Origin of the sequence: Paraburkholderia strydomiana (genome assembly GCF_031456815.1) — a bacterium.
GTDB classification, from domain to species: Bacteria; Pseudomonadota; Gammaproteobacteria; order Burkholderiales; family Burkholderiaceae; genus Paraburkholderia; species Paraburkholderia caledonica.
In genome coordinates this window covers 454,922-474,105 of the sequence record NZ_JAVDVL010000004.1, presented here as the reverse complement: position 1 = coordinate 474,105, position 19,184 = coordinate 454,922, and the positions used below count along the sequence as shown (strand labels likewise).

Here is a 19,184-nt window from a genome sequence, read left to right as displayed (position 1 = left end):
CAGCAGGGCTGTGTGCACTGGGTCCGCGCGATCGGCGCTGACGACGAACATAAGACGAAGCGATGGGCATAGCACATGCTGAAGGAGAGCATGCCCCGACACAGTGCCCTCGATACTTCGGCAGGCTACGGAAATCCGAAATGCGCCTGCCGCTATCCGATGGCGACATTCTTATGGTTCTCCAGTCAAATACCCGATCCGAACTCCTCTGCTATTTGGTTGTGGCACAACTGATCGCACGCGCTCGTACGGCCAACTGGTTGCGGACCGACCATTTTGTAGAGTCCCTGAACATCTGGTTGAATGCCAATGGCGCACAAGTCGATTGGCTCGAGCGGATGCACTTCAAGTCTGTATCGGAAATCCTGGCGTCGGACTTCGGCAACCTGCCGCACTTTGCCAATGAACCGACGCTTGCGGAACTGTTCACCGACGGCTGGCGACTCGACTACCAGTCGCCGGTTGTCCGCAGTATCTATGCGGCTTGCGAACGGGAATTAAAGGCGCATAACTGATCCGCTCAACGCTGCCGAACTACAAAACCAATGACGGCTCCAAACACTAGCGAAACTGGGCGTCCTGGAACGTAACCGTCGACAATCGCAGAAGGTCGTCCAAGACCGTCAGAACGAATGACGATCTGGTCTTGTCCGCAACTTCCCGAAGAGTCTCTCCCGCGAGGACTCCTGCTCGGTAGAGCGTCACGAGTTCGTCCCATTCGACTTCATCGATTGAGGGTCGGCTAGGCAGAGCGGCGCTGCCACTTGATCCGACAAGTCCAACTGCTTTTTCCGCCAGCTCTGCAATTGCACGCGTTTTCGCCAGTTGGAACACAAAGCTCGCACCGCCGGCCGACATATGCTGCTGTACGTAGGTCCGTCGACTGATGGAGTCCGATATGCCGTTAGTCGAAAAAATGAAGAACTCCCCGAAATACTGCGGAAATGTTCCATCCCGATATTCCCCTGCGGATACTGCCACGAAGACTTCGCCCAACGTCGGGAAATACGGCGATGTGAGACGAAACAGCTTGGCAAATTCGTTGTTATTCATGTGGTCTCCTTGGTTGGAGACCACAATATACAGACGAAACTGAAGCTATTGTTCGATCGCGTCGATTCGATCTGCGACACGCTCTAGTGATCCCTCATCCGATACCGAGCGCATGAAAAAGCCCGCTCATGGCGGGCTTTGCAATTCACTACTCGGCGGTGCTAACTAGAGCGTCTAGGTACTCATTCCTTGATGCCTTGCTGGTGCGATTTTGGCACTCGGAAGGACGGCACCGTCGGCGTTGGAACCTGAAGACGCGCCGCCAAGTCTTGAACAGTCTGGCGGTAATAAGGCCAAAGGTGATAAGGCATGTTGTGCGCAGCGAATTCGTCAATCGCTTCTTGCGGAAGTTCTTCAGGTTGACACCCGGCAATAGCGTACTCAACCGCGAAATCGACGCTAATGTCGCAAACGACATCATCCTCGTTGAGTTCCTGGTCGTTCTCTGGAACGCCATCCTTCCCGGTACGCACAATTCGCGTACGAGTATTCGCGACGAACTTTAGGAAGTTCATCGTTTTTTGCTCCCCATCCCCTGGAAACGCAACCTCGCCCAAAGAAATTTCGGAGGCAGTCCAATTGATGCGAGTAAAGCTATCGAACGCCTGACGGTGGTCGAACCATGGTGCTACGGTCGCCTCAATCCGGGTTGGGAAAGCTGTCTGCACGTGAAGATGGGGCAAAACCTTTTCGAGCAGTTGTCGATTCATGCTGCTTTGCGCGTGTCAAAGGTCGGAGCGGAAGTGAACGTTTCGTTGGCGCCATGAATCAGCGTCAGACGGCGACTCTTAACGACGACGCCATCGCGCGGGACGAATCCATCCATATCGGCCGTGACACTAAGGATCGACCTCGGTGCAGCAGAGGCCTTTGGTTGCAATTCAATCTTCAGGCGCATATCGAGCGCGTGTGCCGCCTCGGACAATGTCTCGACCGTGACATTATGGCGTCCGCTGAGCACCCGATTGACGTATGGAGCTTTCCTACCCATGCGCTCTGCGAGCGTCTTTTGCGTGACGCCGAGCCTTTTCATTTGGTCGAGCAGAGCCCTTGCCACGTCGAGCAATGCGCTCTCGGTCCAGTAGGCCGGCGACTCCTTCGCACGTTCGAACGCCTCTTTGTACCGATTACTGATCTTCATGAGAGTCCTCTTCCACAATTTCGAGTTCGCCGCGTTCTTTCGCTTCGAAGTAGCGACGATAGGTATCTTGGGCCTGATTAACCAGCTTTCTAGGAGTCGTGCCCTTTTTCCCTCCGGCTTTATAGAAGCTTTGGGTTATGACCACCATCTTGCCTTCATCATAAAACCACAGGAGGCGCAACGTCCCGGTCACATCAAATTGCCAGATTTTCGGCTCTTCCGTACTAACGTGGTGGCTTCGATTGTCTGGCAGGGATGCAGGCCCGTACTCGGCCGCCTTCTGAAGAAAAGCGAAGCACTTGTCCAAGTCCCCCTGCTTGACGGCCGCAAGCACGCCATCGCCGCGCTCATCAAGCTGCTCAAACACTGACCACGTAGACTGGATAACGGCAGCTACACGCAAGATATTAACTTAAAAGTTATTCTTCAAGTGGAAAGGCTGACTTTTCTGTGCGTCATCGCTCCTACGCCGCACTCAGACGGGCCAGACCGATGGTCCGACCCCGATTACCGGCCGTTACGGCCACAGTTGCCAGAGGACAAGGCGCTATTTTTACACGCAATCATCATGACAATGGTATCTCGAAGCACAATATGCCGGAGGAGGCGCTGGGAGAGCGACCGCTGCCGTCCCAGCAGACCGTCGCCTATCGCAACTCCGATCTAATGAACGTGGATCCGAAAACACAAGGTGACGCGTTCTAGCAACAGCAGAATCGCACCCGTACATCCTCAGGAGACAGCTTTTTGGGGTACGGTTGGGGGCATAAAATCTTGAAAAACCCAGCAAACGCCCCTCCGAGCTTGACGTATGAATTCTGCCAGGGGGACCACCCGCCTCACAGCCTCGCACGGCGTTTCACATCTCTCACGCCGCCCCACGCAACGCCTCAGTTGCGCACAGGCTCTGCCGTCGCACGAGTCCGCCCGATCAGGCGCTTGCCCATTCTGTTCATCGGTCCTTCGAGCCATTGGTACGAAGCGAGCCCGACGGCGACCGACGCCAGCACCACGACTACACAGACCAGATCCCCAGGCATACGATGCTGCCGGTCGAATATCTGCAGCAGCTTGACGCAGACCGGCACCGAAAAAACGTGCGTCAGATACAGCGAATAAGAAGAGTCGCCAACGAGTTCCAGCCACGCGTTCCAGCGCAGCTTGTTCTCCAGCGACAACCCGGCCACAACTACGGCGAACGCCGGCAACCCAAAGACCAGAAAGCGGTTCGTGTCGCTAAGGGCCGGCGCGAACACTTTGCCGGCGGCCAGGATCGACACGACGGTCGCTGCCGCCACTGCTATCGGCACCGCGCGTCCCGTCGCATAAACCCAGCCGACGAGAGTGCCAAATACAAACTCCATCACGATCGGGTTTGTATAAAACGAAAATGCGACTCCGCCTGTGTGAACGAAATGCAGCGCGGACATAACCGCCAGGAACGCCGCGACAGCCAGTAGCCGATAACGCGTTAAACACATCGAAACGGCGAACACGCCGTAAAACCACATCTCGTAGTTGAGCGTCCACCCGACGCCGACCACCGGCGCCGTCACGTGGATCCAGTTCAGCCAGGGGAAAAACAGATAGGAGGCCACCGCATGCCCGACATTCAGCGACGCATTTCCGAATGCGCCCGGCACGACGAGAAGCAAGACAATGAAAAGCGACGTGAGCGCCCAATAAAGAGGAACAACGCGGGTAATGCGGGCAACGATAAATGCCCTTGCGGAAGCCACGCCGGGCGGCTTGCCATGCGTAACCAGCACCATGACAAAGCCGGAAATGACGAAAAAGACATCGACGCCGATTTCGCCAAAACGCGAAATCTGGTGAAAGAAATGCGTCGCCCAGCCGTATGTGGCCACATTCCCTTCGGCATGAAATGCGACCACGCCCAACGCGGCCAACGCGCGCAAAGTCTGAATGGACCTGAACTGCCGTATGCCGCCCACACGGTCTGCAATACGGTCCGCCATGCGTTCTGCCATACGCTCCGCTGTACATTATCAAAACGACGCGCGGTCCGGCGCGGACCGCCGTCGTACCAACGAACGTCTACACCCGCTTCGGACTATCCAGTCCCCGAACAACAGCCGGACGCGCGACGAACGCGGCCAGGACGCGCCTCACGTTCGGAAAATCCTTTATGCCGACGAGCTCGCCCGCTTCGTAGAAACCGATCAGATTGCGCACCCACGGGAACGTCGCGATGTCCGCGATCGAATACTGATCGCCGAGAATCCACTCGCGCCCTTCGAGACGCTGCTCCAGCACGCCGAGCAGCCTTTTCGATTCGGCGACGTAGCGATCGCGCGGACGCTTGTCTTCGTATTCCTTGCCTGCGAATTTATGGAAGAAGCCAAGCTGGCCGAACATCGGGCCGATGCCGCCCATCTGAAACATGACCCACTGAATCGCCTCGTAGCGGCCGGCGGCGTCCTTTGGAATCAGCTGGCCGGTTTTGTCCGCGAGATAAATCAGGATCGCGCCGGATTCGAAGAGCGGCAACGGGTTGCCGTCAGGTCCGTTGGGATCGATGATCGCGGGAATCTTATTGTTGGGATTGACCGACAGAAATTCCGGTGTCATCTGATCGTTCGTGTCGAAGCGCACCAGATGCGGCTCGTAAGGCAAGCCGGTTTCTTCAAGCATGATCGACACTTTGACGCCGTTCGGCGTAGGCAGCGAATACAGCTGAAGGCGGTCCGGATGCTCAGCAGGCCATTTCTTCGTGATCGGGAAAGCGGACAGATCTGTCATGTGATGGTGTAAACCCTGTGCGGAATGGCGGAAATCGCATTGAGCGGCAGAGATCGACGGGGCGACCGGCCTCGGCTGTGTCAATGCGGAGCGCCAAATATAAACCGAGTCGGCGCAACGGGTGCGGGACGCCGGCAAGTCCGCGATTCACGTTGCGCTCACCACAAGTCCTTCGTCGCGCCGCCCGCGCTCAGGTCATAGCCTTCGCGCCACAGCGCGGCACCCACCGTCAACAGCAAAGCCCTGCGTTCGACGTCGAGTTGTTCCCACATCGACGCGAGCCAGGCTGCAAAGCTTGCGCAAGTCTCGTCCAGATCGACGGGCGCTTTGCCCTCCAGATACTGCCGTTCGAACATCGAAAGCACTTTTTCCGGTGTCATTGTCGCGGCCTCCATGTTGGATGCAGCCAGTCTAAAGGCCCGACAGCCCGCAGCGCACGTTCGGCGCGCCAAAGCCGGGTTACTCCCAGGCCCGGCCGACGATGCAGCCGGAAACCGGACACGCCGACGGCAGCCCGGCGCGCCTCGTGCCGGCGACCCCAAATGACGCCGCCAATGAGAAAAAGGCGCCGAAGCGCCTTTTCCCTACGACCGCATCAAGCCAGATTACGGGGTGTTGCGCTTGGCTTGGTCCTTCGCGTCTTCCTTTGCGTCGCCGTAGCTCTTCTGCACCTTGCCCGCGCCCTGCTGGAGATCGCCCTTCAGTTCCTTGGCGGGATTATCCGTCGCCTTACCCACGGCTTCGTTGATCTTTCCCTTGACCTGTTCGCCCACACCTTTTACCTGGTCCTTGTTCATGTTCGGCTCCACTTATTTGAATGCCGACGCGAAATTGCGCCAGTAACCTGATCGAGCAACGGCCATGCCTGAGGGCCGTCGCTGACCGCGTCGCAAAATGCGGCGCCGCGCGACGGGCTCTCCATCAAGCCCCCGGAAATTTTTTCATCAAAAGGCTAAAGTTTCCCTCCAGCCTGCCGTAATAGGTGCCATGGAGGAGCCATGGACCGCAAACCCATCACCCTGTCGGCATCATCGAAAGCCGGTTTGATCGACGGCGACATCACCCATATCGCGCGCGCGATGCGGTTGTCGTTGCAAGGCGACCTGGCTGGCCCTATTCTGCCCCCGACCTACTGGCGCGAGCGTCTTTACAAGTTGCTCGACACGGGCAGCCTGACGCACCCGCAGCTGTGCGCGGTGGACAGTCTTCTGTTGCAGCTCGACCAGTTCGAGGCCGAGCCGCCTCTGGCATGGGACGAACTCGCGCCCGCCACCGCTGCACTATTTCCACCTACGCACGAAACCGGCGCCGGACATCTCGCCTAGCGCGGCGGTCGCCCGCTGTTGTTGCTTCGCAGTTCCGCTGGTGCGGAACGAAGCGAAGAGCGGGCGCGAGATATTGGTGTCGCTATAAAAAAAGGCCGCGACCTATGCCGCGGCCTCAACACGTCGCAACGCAGGGACCTCGCGTCACGCTGCAAGCGTACACATCCAACTGTGACAAGCGCATTTCGCCGCTCAAGGCTCCGGCGCGGCATATCGCGCCCCAAAATTCCTGGACAGGCGGTGACCGAACGGTCAAAATGTCCGCCAAAATTCCCAGCGAGAACAAGCGACATGACAATGGCCACCAGGCACGACCTGCTCCTACAAGCGCTGCAGGTCTACAGTCAGGCCGAAATCGCGGCGCGCTGCGGAAAAGACGTCCGAACCATTCGACGCTGGAAAACGGACCAGAGCTGTCCCCGCATCGCCGAAGCCGCTTTGCGTGAAATGCTGCATACGAGCGCGCGAAATACGCACCCGGAAAGCCGGGCGGATTTCCAGTTCATCGATCTCTTTGCGGGAATCGGCGGAATTCGGCGCGGCTTCGAGGCGCACGGCGGTCAGTGCGTGTTCACGAGCGAATGGAACGAGTTTTCCAAAAAGACGTACCAGCAGAATCACCAGGACGCCAGCCACGTACACCAGTTCGTCGGCGACATCGTGTCCTACGCGGAAGACTCGGTGCCGTCGCATGACCTGCTGCTGGCCGGCTTTCCTTGCCAGCCTTTCAGCATCGCAGGCGTAAGCAAGAAAAATTCGCTCGGCCGTCCGCACGGTTTCGAGTGCACGACGCAAGGCACGCTTTTCTACGATGTCGCGCGCATCATCGACGCTAAACGCCCGGCCGCGTTCGTGCTGGAAAACGTCAAGAACCTGCTCTCGCACGATAAAGGCAACACGTTCAGAACGATTCTCGACGTGCTGCGCGACGAGCTGAAATATGACGTCCACTACAAAGTTATAGACGGGCAACACTTCACGCCGCAGCATCGTGAGCGGATCGTCATCGTAGGTTTTCGCGAGCCAACCGGGTTTTCTTTCGACGATCTGCGCGTGCCGGCAACGGGGCCGCGTCTAGCGTCGATTCTGCACAAGACGGACGGCACCGAGCCGGTGTTGCCGCACGACGGCGAGCGTTTCTTCGACCACGTCCGCCGCAAGGTGCAGCCGAAGTACACGCTGACGCCGAATCTGTGGGCTTACCTGCAGGCTTACGCGGAGAAACATCGCGCGGCCGGAAACGGCTTCGGCTTCGGCCTCGTCACGCCGGGCAGCGTCACACGCACGCTGTCCGCGCGTTATCACAAGGACGGCTCTGAGATTCTTCTCGCGCAAGGCAACGGGGAGCGGCCCCGCCGTTTGACGCCGCGCGAATGCGCCCGTTTGATGGGCTTTCCCGACGACTTCGTGATTCCCGTGAGCGATACGCAGGCATATCGCCAGTTCGGTAACAGCGTCGTAGTTCCAGTCATGCAGGAAGTGGCGCGCATCATGAGCCCGCATTTGAAAGAGCTTCTCGCGCGCGAGCGCGAACATTCGCGGGAAACGTTGACTGCGTTTGCTTAGTTGCGTTGCTTGTTGCGTCGTGTAATCACCAGCAGTAAAGCGGGCCTGTCGATCCAATACGCAACAGATTGGACAGGCCCACCCATCGACGTTGCGATCACCCGGCCAGTTCTGTGGCCGCCTCATGAATCAATGCGGCGACCTCCACCGGTCGCGAAGCAAGCGACGCATGGCTTGCGGGCAGCGTGACCACCTTTCTTGCATTCATCCGGGCGGACATCATTCTCTGGTTGTCGGGGTGGATCATTCTGTCTTCACTCGATATCTGGTACCAGGAAGGTTTGTTGGCCCACGCAGGAGAACTGATTCGGTCTCCGAACGTCCCGCCGAGCGGTGCTTTCTGCGTCACAGCCATGACGAGCCCCTCGTCGGAAGTAAGGTCCTGACAAAAGCTCTCATGGAACTTCCCGGCTTTAAGCCATAGATAGCCATCGCTGTCAGGTTCGAGATGCGGCGCAGCCTCGGGAACATGCTGCTCCGTAATGCCACCGGGGCTCTCCCCCTCGTCCGGCGCAAACGCCGCGATATACACGAGGCCAACGACGTCCGCGTGATTTCCTGCCTGTGTGATGACGGCGCCTCCATACGAATGTCCCACCAGCAAGACCGGTGCGTTCTGTTGAGCGATCATCTTGCGGGTACGCTCGACGTCATCGGCCAGCGACGTCAGCGGCAATTCCACAGCGCGGATCGACTGGTGACCCTTGCGCGCCAATTCGATGATGACCTTGCTCCAATGCGCAGCGCCGCCCCAAAAACCATGCACCAGCAAGATCACAGGCTGATTGCTCATTTGCGTGACTCCATTCGAGTGATTTGATTTTTCGCCGGCCACGGCAGGTCCGATCGACGCTTCGACACTCGTGACCGTGCTCCGATCGCCGCGGAAAGAGCGCGATCGATTGGATCATAGGTCCAGGAAATCACAACACCGAAAAAGTTTATGTGGTGGTTACCCGCATACCGCGGATAGCGCAATCGTGTCCAAATGCGCTTTCAGGATCTCGATGAAATGCCGCGCGAGCAACGAAGGCGCGGTGTGCGCAGGCATTGCCATGCTCACGGCTACATCGATTGCCGGCGTCAGCGGCTTGACCAGCAATTGACCTGCGAATGTACTCGCCACATAAGGATTGACGATTCCGACGCCATTGCCCGCACTCACGAGAGCACAGATCGTAATGGACGACGTAGTCTGAATGGCGAATTCAGCGGGCATGTCATTCGCATTCAGTACTGCCTTAATTGCGACTGTCAGATCGTCCATTTCGCCGAGCGCGAGCAGGCTCTCGTCGCGCAAAGCTTGCACATGAATAGTCGACTCCGCTTGCAGACGATGGCCCAGCGGCAATACGCACACAGCAGGCACCGTCTTCGCGATCTCTGTCTGGAAATCGAGCTCGTCGAGCTTGCCCGTCGTCAATATCAGGTCAACCAGATCCTGACGCAGTAGATCCGTGAGCTGCGGTGTATTAGCCGTCTGCACGTTCAGATACGTCTGTGGGAAGCGGGCTCGAAGCTCACGAATGACCTGCGGTAACAGACCGATACCGAGCGTCGGAGTACACCCGATTCGCAGCGCTCCTGTGCCGGACTTGCGCAGAATGGCGACCACCGACTCGATGTTCTCCAGACCGTTGAAATGGAGTTGCACGGCTTTGTATAGCAACTGCCCTTCGCCTGTCGGCCGCAATCTTCCATGGTGCATCTCGAACAGCTTCAGACCGGAAAAGCTCTGCAATTCCGCAAGCCGGCGACTAATTGAAGGCTGCGTGGTATTGAGTACCGCGGCAGCGCCCGTTGTCGTGCCCATTTGCATTACCGCACGAAATGCCTGGATCTGCTGGAAGTTCAGTGGCCGGGTCAAGGGGACGTCCCTTCGATATGAGCATAGGAGCGCAGTATTCGAACGAAGACTGCCGCGCGAGTATATCAACGGCGAATACCCATGCGCGAAAAATGAATTACCCCCTATTGATGTGCGGCGATATGCTTCAGTCACCTCATGCATCGGCACTTCATGCCTGTGCTACCTTCACTAACCGATTCGTCCGCTCATGATTGCGTCCTCCGCTTGCATCGTCAACCGCTTGCCCGAAAGCGGGCGAATCGTGAACCTCAAGTGTCCTGTGCGGCGGCTTGGCAGTGGCGAGCGCCATCATTTCTTTGGCTACTACAACAAGAGCGCATGGGACCGAACGGGCCGCTACGTGCTGGGCAACCAGGTCGCCATGATGGATGCGCCTCTTACGCCACAACTCATGGCGAAAGTCGGCTACTTCGACATTGAGGATCGCGAAACTTTTCACGCGATCGATACGACAACCGCCTGGAACTGGCAAATGGGCTGCCAGTTGCAATGGCTCGACGGCGAGGCCGGGCGCAAGGTGATTTACAACACTCGTACCGGCGATCTGTCGGCGCGCTATCCGGGTTTTGGCGCAGCCATTTTCGACATCGACACTGCCACGAAAACAACGCTCCCCATGCCGGTCTATGTGTGCGCACCCAATAGCCGCTATGCCCTTTGCGTCGACTACCGGCGTCTATACGTCACGCATGAAACTATTGGCTACAGCGAACGCGGCGGTCCATTTCCCATGCAACTCGCGCCGGCCGACGACGGCATCCATCGCCTCGATCTTGCAACGGGCGAAACCGCATTGATCGTCAGCTATGACGATCTGCGCAGTTTCCACAACGTTCCGTCGATGCAGAACGCCATTCACTGGGTAAGCCACATCGAGATCAATGCTGCGTCCTCGCGCGTGCTCTTTCTGCACCGCTGGACCGAACGCACCGCCGACGAAACCTGCTTCCTCCATAGGCTGATCACGATGAATCCAGACGGCTCGGGCATGCGGTTGCTCGATTGTTCGGACCATCCGCTACCACAACTGGCAGAACATTTCGATTCGTCCGCAGTCGGCACTTTCGACTACGAGAAGTCCGAATACCAGATATCGCACCCGCTTTGGCAAGACGATTCACACGTCATCGTATGGGGCCCGCACGCCGGCAGCATTCACTATCACCTGTATGAAGACAGCGATAACGGCAGCGTGGAAATAATCGGTCGCGACCTGCTCACTGAGAACGGCCATATGAGCTTTTCCCCAGTCGACACGCGCTGGCTGTTATCCGACACATACCCTGACTCGCGGACGAACACACGCATTCTGTTTCTCTACGACATGCATGAAGATGTGCGCTACGACATCGGGGAGTTCTATGCGTCGCCGGACCTTAAAAAGGAGAACCGTTGCGATCTGCATCCGCGCTGGAATCGAAATGGCCGCGCCGTGTGCATCGATTCTGTACACGAGGATGCGCGTCGAATGTATGTGATCGATGTCGCGCAGATCACCGGCACGCGCTGAAACCACACTGACATCCATTGTCGCGTGATTCCGGCGCGGCCCGGGGAGTCCACGAGAAATGCAAGTTCTGGAGACCACGATGAAACAACCGTTTTCTGCCCGAGCCGCGAACGGCCGCTGCGGCGCGATCGCCGCCGTCGCCCTTTTGACCTTCAGCGCACTCGATGACGCGAGAGCGGCAGAACCCGAACTCACGGGAACGCTCCTGAAAATAAGCAAAGAACATGTGGTGACCATCGGCTACCGCGATGCGTCGGTTCCGTTTTCGTACTACGACGCTGACCAGAAGCCGATCGGCTACTCGATCGACGTCGCGAATCTGATCATCGAGCGCATCAAGATGGTCGTGAAGTCACCGGACCTCAAAGTCCGCACCATTCCGATCACCTCGCAGAACCGCATCTCGCTGCTTCAGAACGGCACGATCGATTTCGAATGCACGAGTACGACAAACAACGTGGAGCGCGCGCAACAGGTGTCGTTTTCGAACAGCTTTTTCGTAATCGGCACGCGCCTCCTGGTCAACAGGAAGTCGGGCATCAAGGACTTCGACGATCTGAAAGAGAAAACCGTCGTGGTCGGCGCAGGCACTACCTCGGAGAAGATCCTGCGCAAGATGAATGTAGAGAAATCGATGAGCATGGACGTCATCAGCGCAAAAGATCACACCGAATCGTTTCTCATGCTCTCCACTGGCCGCGCTAAAGCCATGATGATGGACGACGCGTTGCTGGCCGGCGAACGAGCGAAAGCGCACAATCCCAGCGATTATGAAATCGTGGGCACGCCTCGAACCTATGAGGCCTACGGCTGCATGTTGCGCAAGAACGATGCACCGATGAAAGCCGTGATGGACGCCGCAATTATCGAGGCCCAAAAGTCCGGTGTTGCGGCGAAGATGTATCAGCGCTGGTTCCAGCAGCCCATTCCTCCGAAAAGAATCAACCTGGATTTCCCGCTGTCTCCGCGCATGCAGGCGCTCTTCGCGAATCCCGACGACAAGCCGACGTCCTGAGCCGCATCGACCCGATATGACGACACGTTAACCGCGCGGCGACATGCGCAGGCGAGAGGTATTTCATGGATTACAGATGGCACTGGGGCGTGCTGCTGCAGCCCGTTGCTACCGGCGAACCGGCCACATATCTCGGCTGGTTGGTGTCCGGTCTCGTGAACACCGTTGAATTGACACTGCTCGCGTTTTCACTCGCACTTGTGACGGGCACCGTATTCGGCGTAATGCGCACATTGCCCAACCGCGCGGCAAAGGCGGTGAGTGCCGCGTACGTTTCTATCTTCCGCGGCGTACCGTTGATCGTGCAGTTCTTTATCTGGTTCTTCGTCGTGCCGGAACTACTGCCCGCCGCTATCGGAGACTGGCTTAAGAGTCTGCCGTCTCATCCGCAGTTTCTGATCGCATCGGTGGTATCGCTCGGGGTGTACACGGGTTCGCGAATCTGCGAGCAAGTGCGCGCCGGGATCCTGGCGCGTCCCGTTGGACAGATCCATGCCGCATTCGCACTTGGTCTCACGCGAACACAAGCGTATCGGTATGTGCTTCTGCCCGTCACGTTTCGCACGATATGGGGCCCGCTGACATCGGAGTTCCTCATCATCTCCAAGAACTCGGCGGTCGCCTCTACCATCGGTCTGCTTGAACTGTCCGGCCAGGCGCGGCAACTTGTCGACTACACGGCACAGCCGTATGAGTCGTTCATTTGCGTAACGCTCGTCTATATCGGACTGAACTTCGCGATTCTGTGCTGCATGCGCTGGATTCGTCGCCGGACTGCATTGCCTGGGCTGATTGGGGGCTGACATGTTCGAGATGGACTGGCAAACGCTCATCGATTCGAGAGCCGTGCTGCTCTCAGGCATGCGAATCACTTTGCAGATTACCGTGGTGGCGATTCTGTTCGGTCTCGCCTGGGGTACGGTATTGGCCGCGTTCAGTTTGTCGTCGCACTATGTGCTACGCGTTTTCACGCAAGCTTATGTGTCGTTGTTCCGATCCATTCCGCTTGTCATGCTGCTGCTGTGGTTTTTTCTGATCGTGCCGCAATTCCTGAAGGCTTTGTTCAATCTACCGTCGACGGTGGACCTGCGGCTCGTTTCCGCCCTGACTGCCTATTCGTTGCTCGAAGCCGCGTTCTTTTGCGAAATCATTCGTGCGGGGATCGCGAGCCTGCCGCGCGGACAGCTACAGGCTGGGTACGCACTCGGCATGACACCGTTCCAGACGCTGCGCTATGTGATCTTTCCGCAGGCTTTTCGTGCAATGGTGCCGCTTGCGCTCACCCAATGCATCGTGATTTTTCAGGACACGTCGCTCGTCTACGTGATTGCTCTTGGAGACTTCTTTCGGCGAGTGACTGCGATCGGCGAACGCGACGGAACGCTTGTACCCATGCTGATCGTTGCTGGTGTGGCCTACTGGTCGGTTACCACGCTCCTCATCGCGATCACTAATGGCGTTCGGACGAGGCTGGCGAAATGATTGCACTGAGAGAAGTCTTTCGCACTCGCCGGCATCCCGCGTTGAGTCATCGACCTGTCTCCATGCGCGGCACATGACCACGGCCACGAGTCACGACACGCAATTGCGTATGTTCGTCGCAGTTGCGAAGCACCAGTCGCTGCGCGCCGCGGCGGAAACTGTGGGGATTACACAGCCGGCCTTGAGCCGCCATATCCAGGCGCTCGAATCGAAACTGGGCCGCCTTCTGTTCAGGCGGCATGGACGCGGAATGCAGCTCACCTCAGATGGTGAAGCACTATTCCGCACGGTCGAACCTCTCTTCGACGCCTTGGACGAATCTATTTCGCATGCCGCGCAAGGACCTGGCTGGGGACTCTCTCTGCGCATTGCCACTGTACAGACGTTGATCGGACATTTCGTGCCGAGCCTCACCAAGGAGCTACTGCAACTTTATCCGCAGACGCGCCTCTCGCTGCAATGCGATAGTTCGAGCCACATCGTCGAGATGGTTATACGCGGCATGGCCGACCTGGGGCTCACCTATTCGACGGAGGTCAGCGCTACGGACCTCGAAAGCGTCGATCTTCATCACGAACGCCTCGCTCTCTATCACAGCGCACGCGCCGATCTGAGCCGCGAAACCATGTCGCGCTTGTCGGAGTTGAAACTGATACTGCCGCCCCGGCACTTCGGCGTTCGACGCTACGTGGAGCGCGTGCTGGGTTGTGCGATACAGCCATCAATAGAATGCGACTCGCTCGAACTCTCATTGCGTATGGCGTCTATCGGCGATGCCATTGCACTACTCCCCGAGCATGTACCAAACGATTTGCTTGCAAGCTGCGAATTGAAACGCATCATTCTCGAGGATATTCCACCGCGCCGGCTCGTCGCCTTCTGGCGAGTGCAAAACAGGAGATCTGTCGTACTGGATACGGCAATCGGGATCGCCACGCGAACACTCGCGGCCGAACAATAACGCTACGTTAATCCAGAGTTATTTGTGGGATCGTGGCGCCCTCCTCGGGCGACGCTCATAATTGCATCGCGTTGCACACAACTCACGCGCAGTTTCAGCATCTCCTGAAGCCCGGTAGACAACGTAAGAGCATGTCTGCATACACGCTTGCATGGTCGAGCGGCTTCCTGAAGTGCAACGCATACCTGCAAACGGTGAGGACACGATGAAGAACCATCAACTTCGCGCGCTCGTCGCCATTGCGGACGCGGGCAGCGTTCGCGGCGCAGCCCGGGCATTGGAACTGTCGCCGTCGGCGATCACCCAGGCGCTTAAAGATCTCGAAGACGACGTGAATGCCCCGTTGATTCAGCGTACCTCTTCGGGTGCGACGTTGACCGAATGCGGCAATACACTTCTCACTCACGCGAGACTGATCGTGGCGCAAGTGGAGCGCGCTCATGGCGCGATGAAAGAGATGCGGGCTGAGCCGTCCGGCAAGCTTGCCGTTTCCATTACGCCATGGATAGCACTCTGTTTTCTTCCGGAAATATTTATCCAGTTCCGCAAGAGAATGCCGAATGTCCAACTGGAGATGTTCGAAGGTCTTATGTCGATTGCGAATCCCCGCTTGCGCGACGGGAGCATCGAGCTATTCGTGGGACGGCAGGCGCCCGACATCGCCAATACGGAATTCAATTTCCGCCCGCTCTTTTCTTGCGGCCTGGCCGTTGTCGCGCGGCAGGGGCACCCGCTTGCGCAGTCGCGCTCTCTTGCCGACCTCATGGATGCCGACTGGCTCGTCTCGCTCGACTCGGACATGGAGTGCCGTCTCTCGAAGAAGATGTTCTATCGCAATGGCTTGCCGGAACCACGTAACGTCCACTTCACCCATTCATTGACAGTGGCCGCATCAGTACTGCAAAGAACCGATGCAGTTTCTATCTTTCCGTGGCCACTCGCAGAGATTTGCGTGACGCGCTATAAGTTCTGCGCTTTTCCGCTGAGAGAAGAACTTGCCGACACTTCGGTCGGCATCGTCTCGCGCAACGGGAATCCTCTCAGCGCGGCGGCGAATTGCCTCGTCGACATACTGCTGGAAACTATCCGCGACAGCGACAAGGCAGGAACGGCAGAAGCGAAGCGGGTGCTGCAATCGACGGAGCTGCTTTTCTAGCACGCTGACAGTTAAGTCGTGCCGGCGTCCAGGTACTGCTGCGAACGCAGTACCCGGACGCCGGCTGTTCATAGGGTCAACGAATTGGCTTGCCGTCGCGCGTGATCAGAATCGCTGTCTCTGCATGATATTTCGCGTGCACGCTGTCACCAACGGCAATCTTATCGAGAGGTACGTCAGGCGCTATCTGCAACAGCATGCTGCGCGTGGGGCCACGCAATACGATCTGCCGATTCTTACGATCCAAACGCTGCACGGTTGCGACAATGTCGACGTTGCGAAGCTTGACGGACATACCGTGAGATATCGGCGTCGCCGTCTCTTCCTCGACGCGCGAACGGACGCCCTTCGTCTCTACCTTTTCCGCCGACAGCAGCAATGCGCCTGAGTACTCGACATGAACTTCGTCGCCTACTTTGAGAAGTCGCACGTCCGCAACCTCGGGATCGACTTCCACGACCACCGTTTCCCCGCGCGCTCCCTGGACCGTGATGCGACTCGTCTGCACATCGACGTTGATGATACGGCTGGTAAGCCGGGCCATCGCATCTGCACCCACTGCACTGGCCGCAGTGGCTGACGCAGGCGCACGCGTCACTTGTGCGTGGGCCGCTAGTGGGTGACTCAGCAATATCGCCGTAGCAAAGGCGAGGTTCAGCATACCCGGCGATCGTAGTGTGAGTGCACGCATGTCTTGCTCCTGTTCCTGATTATTAAGTGTGGCCAAAGTCTCGTGACAACTCGCAGCGTTTGAACGATTCGGTCATCCGATCGGTGTCAGTAGCGAACGTATCGCGAGCCGATAGGGACTGTGAAGACGCGCGATCGTGAACGCGTTAATCGCCTGCGAACAGCGTGCGCAAATGGCCTTCGAACTTCAGGGGACACGGGGTGCACGACGGATACATAGCACCGGCGGAACGCAATGTGTTTGCATCGCGCTTAATGGTTCGTGTTTGGTTTTCCTTTACATGTACGTCATTTCCGTTCTTTCCGCTCACTGTCGCTTGCATTAACTTCTCATCACGTTGCAGCGAGTAACGAACCCCGAGCCTCCACTTTCAAGGTCTGAGTGGTGGACTTTCGCGGCCGCTTAACGCGGCCGTTTTTTTCGCAGGAGCGTCTATGAAGAAACTCGTTTCCACTGTGTTGTTCTGCCTGTTCAGCGCCGCATCTGCATGCTGGGCACAGACCGAAACGGAAAAACCGTCAGCGGGCACAAATGACCAGATCGTCCAGATGCATCAGCAGATCTCCGCGGCCAATCGCACCTATGACGCAAAGGTGGCAGCAGCGAAACGCGTCTATCTGCGGCAGAAAGCAGCCGCAGGCAAAGAGCGCGACGCGTCCATCGCCGCGGCGCGCGACGGTGTTCCCTCATCTGGAACGCAGTAAGCGGTTGCATTGAAGCGGCCGGAAAACGCATGTTCCGGCTCGCGATGTGAAGACGATCCAGCACTGGTAAAACAGGAAGAAGAGAGGCGTCGAACATGAAAAGAGACCATACCGCGCGAGCGTCGTTGCGCGACAACTATCAAGAGCCGGACGCGTGCACCGTCGTCGCTTCGGATAACGAAGCGGAGAAGAACAAGGAGGCGGCAAAGCGCAAGAGGCTGAGTGCGTCGAACCTCGACGCCATCATGACGCCGGGAGTCCGATACACCTGCGTCGCGCTCGCGAAACAGTTGAACAGCAGTACGCGGCAAGTGAAGGCTTCGCTGAGCCAGTTAGTCAGCGCCGGCACGATTCGCCACGTGCAGGAAGACCGCATCGGCAGATACTGGGTTCCCACCAAGGAAGAGAGGCGCGAGTTCGAGCAAGGGCGCCGTGAGCGCAGAAGGTCGCTTGGCCATATGCTCGAAGGTTACGACTCCGAGTTGCGCCGGATACAAAGTCTCTGCATGCTCGTGCGCAGATCGTGATCGTGACGACAGCCGTTTTTGCGTAAACTGGCAAATGCCGGCATTCGCCGGCTTGCTTGCGCGCATCGGATTAATCTGCCGGCGACGCCCGACGTGGCGCGCATCGTGCTCCCGCGTATGCAATCGCTGCTTACCGAAGAGCCATCGAATGAGTCGACAGAAGTCCCTTCCTCACACGCCGACGCACTGCGGCCGCGCGCGGTGCGGCATCGAACGCTAGCAATGGTCGATATCGTCGATAGCGCGACCCGCAGCCGCATGATGTCCGGCATTCGCGGGCGCAACACCAAGCCCGAAGTTCTGATCCGCAGCCTGCTGCATCGGCAGGGCTTTCGCTTTCGTCTCGATGCGCGCGATCTGCCGGGACGTCCCGACATCGTGCTGCCGCGCTATCGCGCCGTCGTGCTCGTACACGGCTGCTTCTGGCATGGCCACGACTGTCATCTTTTCAAATGGCCGCAGACGCGCCCCGAGTTCTGGCGCGAGAAGATTGGCCGTAATCGCAGCAACGACGACAAGGTGCGCGCCGCGTTGCTCGACGGCGGCTGGCGCGTCGCGGTCGTATGGGAATGCGCTTTGCGTGGCGCCAATCGCGATATAGAAGGCGTGCTAACGCGGCTCGTCGAATGGCTGAAAAGCGATGCGCCGAGCTTCGAGGAGCGCGCGTAGCACCTTACACCGGGCGTTGCGGCGAGCGAACCGAAAGCACGCGGTGATACACTCAATCGGCTTACCCGAAGCGACGCTCGGCCGCCCGGCATGACGTCGGCGCGGCGCTGAAACCGTTCGCTTCGGCCATCGAAAACCCGTCAAGAAGGGAGGCACATAATGGCTGATTTCCGTCTCTGGTCCGACGATTTCTCCAACAACGGCTTCATGCCGAAGGCACACGAATACAGCGACAAAGCCTTTGGCGTCGATGGAGAAAACATTTCGCCCGCGCTGCAGTGGGAAGGCGCGCCGGCTGACACGCAGAGCTTCGCGCTCACCGTGCACGATCCCGACGCGCCGACTGGCAGCGGGTTCTGGCACTGGGTGGTGGTGAATATTCCCGCCGACGTGCGTTCGCTGCCGCGCAACGCCGGCAAGGCCGACGGCTCGCTGCTGCCGCAAGGCGCGCTGCAGGTGCGCAACGACTACGGCACGGTCGGCTTCGGCGGTGCTGCGCCTCCGCGCGGCGACAAGACACATCGCTACATCTTCCGCCTGCATGCGCTGAGCGTGCCGCATCTGCCGATCAATGCCGAAACCACCAATGCGGTCGCGCGTTTCATGACGCATATGAACGAGATCGACTCGACGACTCACACCGGCCTCTACGAACTCAAATAACGGCAAGCTTGCGATGCCGCGCCGCCCGAACGCGGCGCGCATGTGACATGGGCGATGCCGGCGCGCTCATCCGTTGCACGCCGGCATC

General features: G+C 58.2%; 24 protein-coding genes. 13 read left to right on the top strand and 11 right to left on the bottom strand.

Features of this window, described 5'->3' with window-relative positions:
- Positions 1–140 precede the first annotated feature (140 nt).
- Complete coding sequence (locus J2W46_RS14580) at positions 141–515, top strand: hypothetical protein (protein ID WP_310354557.1); 375 nt, start codon at positions 141–143, stop codon at positions 513–515.
- A gap of 46 nt (positions 516–561) precedes the next feature.
- Here J2W46_RS14580 and J2W46_RS14575 read toward each other — a convergent pair whose 3' ends face one another.
- The 8 genes from J2W46_RS14575 to J2W46_RS14540 all read right to left on the bottom strand — a co-directional run bounded on the left by J2W46_RS14575 (position 562) and on the right by J2W46_RS14540 (position 5,754).
- Positions 562–1,053 (bottom strand): hypothetical protein, encoded by a 492-nt coding sequence (locus J2W46_RS14575; RefSeq protein ID WP_310354555.1) that lies wholly within the window; start codon positions 1,051–1,053, stop codon positions 562–564.
- A 182-nt stretch (positions 1,054–1,235) separates the two neighbouring features.
- Complete coding sequence (locus J2W46_RS14570; protein ID WP_310354554.1) at positions 1,236–1,763, bottom strand: hypothetical protein; 528 nt, start codon at positions 1,761–1,763, stop codon at positions 1,236–1,238.
- Entirely contained in the window at positions 1,760–2,194 is a 435-nt protein-coding gene (locus tag J2W46_RS14565) for a helix-turn-helix domain-containing protein (protein ID WP_310354552.1), read from the bottom strand. The genes J2W46_RS14570 and J2W46_RS14565 overlap by 4 nt, the downstream gene beginning before the upstream one ends.
- On the bottom strand, positions 2,181–2,561 hold the full coding sequence (locus J2W46_RS14560) for a type II toxin-antitoxin system RelE/ParE family toxin (RefSeq protein WP_310354551.1): 381 nt from the start codon (positions 2,559–2,561) through the stop codon (positions 2,181–2,183). The genes J2W46_RS14565 and J2W46_RS14560 overlap by 14 nt, the downstream gene beginning before the upstream one ends.
- Positions 2,562–3,084: 523 nt before the next feature.
- The gene (locus J2W46_RS14555) at positions 3,085–4,173 is read right to left on the bottom strand and encodes an acyltransferase family protein (RefSeq protein ID WP_310354549.1); all 1,089 of its coding nucleotides are present in this window, start codon (positions 4,171–4,173) and stop codon (positions 3,085–3,087) included.
- A gap of 79 nt (positions 4,174–4,252) precedes the next feature.
- On the bottom strand, positions 4,253–4,957 hold the full coding sequence (locus tag J2W46_RS14550; RefSeq protein ID WP_310354548.1) for a glutathione S-transferase N-terminal domain-containing protein: 705 nt from the start codon (positions 4,955–4,957) through the stop codon (positions 4,253–4,255).
- A gap of 158 nt (positions 4,958–5,115) precedes the next feature.
- Positions 5,116–5,337: a hypothetical protein gene (locus J2W46_RS14545; RefSeq protein WP_027775606.1), complete on the bottom strand. Its 222-nt coding sequence runs from the start codon at positions 5,335–5,337 to the stop codon at positions 5,116–5,118.
- 225 nt (positions 5,338–5,562) lie between these two features.
- Positions 5,563–5,754 carry a CsbD family protein gene (locus J2W46_RS14540; RefSeq protein WP_020065286.1) on the bottom strand — a complete coding sequence of 64 codons (192 nt, stop codon included), beginning with the start codon at positions 5,752–5,754 and terminating at the stop codon, positions 5,563–5,565.
- Between the two features lie 201 nt (positions 5,755–5,955).
- Between J2W46_RS14540 and J2W46_RS14535 the strand changes: the two genes are divergently transcribed.
- Positions 5,956–6,282 carry a hypothetical protein gene (locus J2W46_RS14535; protein ID WP_020065285.1) on the top strand — a complete coding sequence of 109 codons (327 nt, stop codon included), beginning with the start codon at positions 5,956–5,958 and terminating at the stop codon, positions 6,280–6,282.
- 291 nt (positions 6,283–6,573) lie between these two features.
- On the top strand, positions 6,574–7,848 hold the full coding sequence (dcm, locus tag J2W46_RS14530) for a DNA (cytosine-5-)-methyltransferase (RefSeq protein WP_310354545.1): 1,275 nt from the start codon (positions 6,574–6,576) through the stop codon (positions 7,846–7,848).
- A gap of 97 nt (positions 7,849–7,945) precedes the next feature.
- Here the strand turns inward: dcm and J2W46_RS14525 are convergent, their stop codons facing one another.
- Positions 7,946–8,641 (bottom strand): alpha/beta hydrolase, encoded by a 696-nt coding sequence (locus J2W46_RS14525; protein WP_310354543.1) that lies wholly within the window; start codon positions 8,639–8,641, stop codon positions 7,946–7,948.
- 159 nt (positions 8,642–8,800) lie between these two features.
- Positions 8,801–9,715 carry a LysR substrate-binding domain-containing protein gene (locus tag J2W46_RS14520; RefSeq protein WP_131319758.1) on the bottom strand — a complete coding sequence of 305 codons (915 nt, stop codon included), beginning with the start codon at positions 9,713–9,715 and terminating at the stop codon, positions 8,801–8,803.
- A gap of 190 nt (positions 9,716–9,905) precedes the next feature.
- Between J2W46_RS14520 and J2W46_RS14515 the strand changes: the two genes are divergently transcribed.
- The 6 genes from J2W46_RS14515 to J2W46_RS14490 all read left to right on the top strand — a co-directional run bounded on the left by J2W46_RS14515 (position 9,906) and on the right by J2W46_RS14490 (position 15,842).
- Positions 9,906–11,228, top strand: coding sequence for a hypothetical protein (locus J2W46_RS14515; protein WP_310354541.1), 1,323 nt, complete (start codon positions 9,906–9,908; stop codon positions 11,226–11,228).
- A gap of 79 nt (positions 11,229–11,307) precedes the next feature.
- Positions 11,308–12,243, top strand: a complete 936-nt coding sequence (locus J2W46_RS14510; RefSeq protein WP_310354540.1) for a glutamate/aspartate ABC transporter substrate-binding protein — start codon at positions 11,308–11,310, stop codon at positions 12,241–12,243.
- Between the two features lie 65 nt (positions 12,244–12,308).
- Positions 12,309–13,046 carry an amino acid ABC transporter permease gene (locus J2W46_RS14505; RefSeq protein WP_310354538.1) on the top strand — a complete coding sequence of 246 codons (738 nt, stop codon included), beginning with the start codon at positions 12,309–12,311 and terminating at the stop codon, positions 13,044–13,046.
- A 1-nt stretch (position 13,047) separates the two neighbouring features.
- Positions 13,048–13,725, top strand: coding sequence for an ABC transporter permease subunit (locus J2W46_RS14500; protein WP_088172912.1), 678 nt, complete (start codon positions 13,048–13,050; stop codon positions 13,723–13,725).
- A gap of 73 nt (positions 13,726–13,798) precedes the next feature.
- Positions 13,799–14,686: a LysR family transcriptional regulator gene (locus J2W46_RS14495; protein WP_204520427.1), complete on the top strand. Its 888-nt coding sequence runs from the start codon at positions 13,799–13,801 to the stop codon at positions 14,684–14,686.
- A gap of 205 nt (positions 14,687–14,891) precedes the next feature.
- Positions 14,892–15,842: a LysR family transcriptional regulator gene (locus tag J2W46_RS14490; RefSeq protein WP_310354535.1), complete on the top strand. Its 951-nt coding sequence runs from the start codon at positions 14,892–14,894 to the stop codon at positions 15,840–15,842.
- Between the two features lie 76 nt (positions 15,843–15,918).
- On the opposite strand, the gene J2W46_RS14485 is transcribed toward J2W46_RS14490, so the two are convergent.
- A complete protein-coding gene (locus tag J2W46_RS14485; RefSeq protein ID WP_310354534.1) occupies positions 15,919–16,533 on the bottom strand; it encodes a hypothetical protein in 615 nt (204 codons plus the stop codon).
- Between the two features lie 434 nt (positions 16,534–16,967).
- Here J2W46_RS14485 and J2W46_RS14480 point away from each other — a divergent pair, with 434 nt between their 5' ends.
- The 4 genes from J2W46_RS14480 (at position 16,968) to J2W46_RS14465 (ending at position 19,096) form a co-directional block, all read left to right on the top strand.
- Positions 16,968–17,237: a hypothetical protein gene (locus J2W46_RS14480; protein WP_131319746.1), complete on the top strand. Its 270-nt coding sequence runs from the start codon at positions 16,968–16,970 to the stop codon at positions 17,235–17,237.
- A gap of 95 nt (positions 17,238–17,332) precedes the next feature.
- Positions 17,333–17,764 (top strand): hypothetical protein, encoded by a 432-nt coding sequence (locus J2W46_RS14475; RefSeq protein WP_310354532.1) that lies wholly within the window; start codon positions 17,333–17,335, stop codon positions 17,762–17,764.
- 222 nt (positions 17,765–17,986) lie between these two features.
- Positions 17,987–18,433 (top strand): very short patch repair endonuclease, encoded by a 447-nt coding sequence (locus tag J2W46_RS14470; protein WP_310354530.1) that lies wholly within the window; start codon positions 17,987–17,989, stop codon positions 18,431–18,433.
- A gap of 159 nt (positions 18,434–18,592) precedes the next feature.
- Entirely contained in the window at positions 18,593–19,096 is a 504-nt protein-coding gene (locus J2W46_RS14465; protein WP_020065276.1) for a YbhB/YbcL family Raf kinase inhibitor-like protein, read from the top strand.
- Positions 19,097–19,184 lie beyond the last annotated feature (88 nt).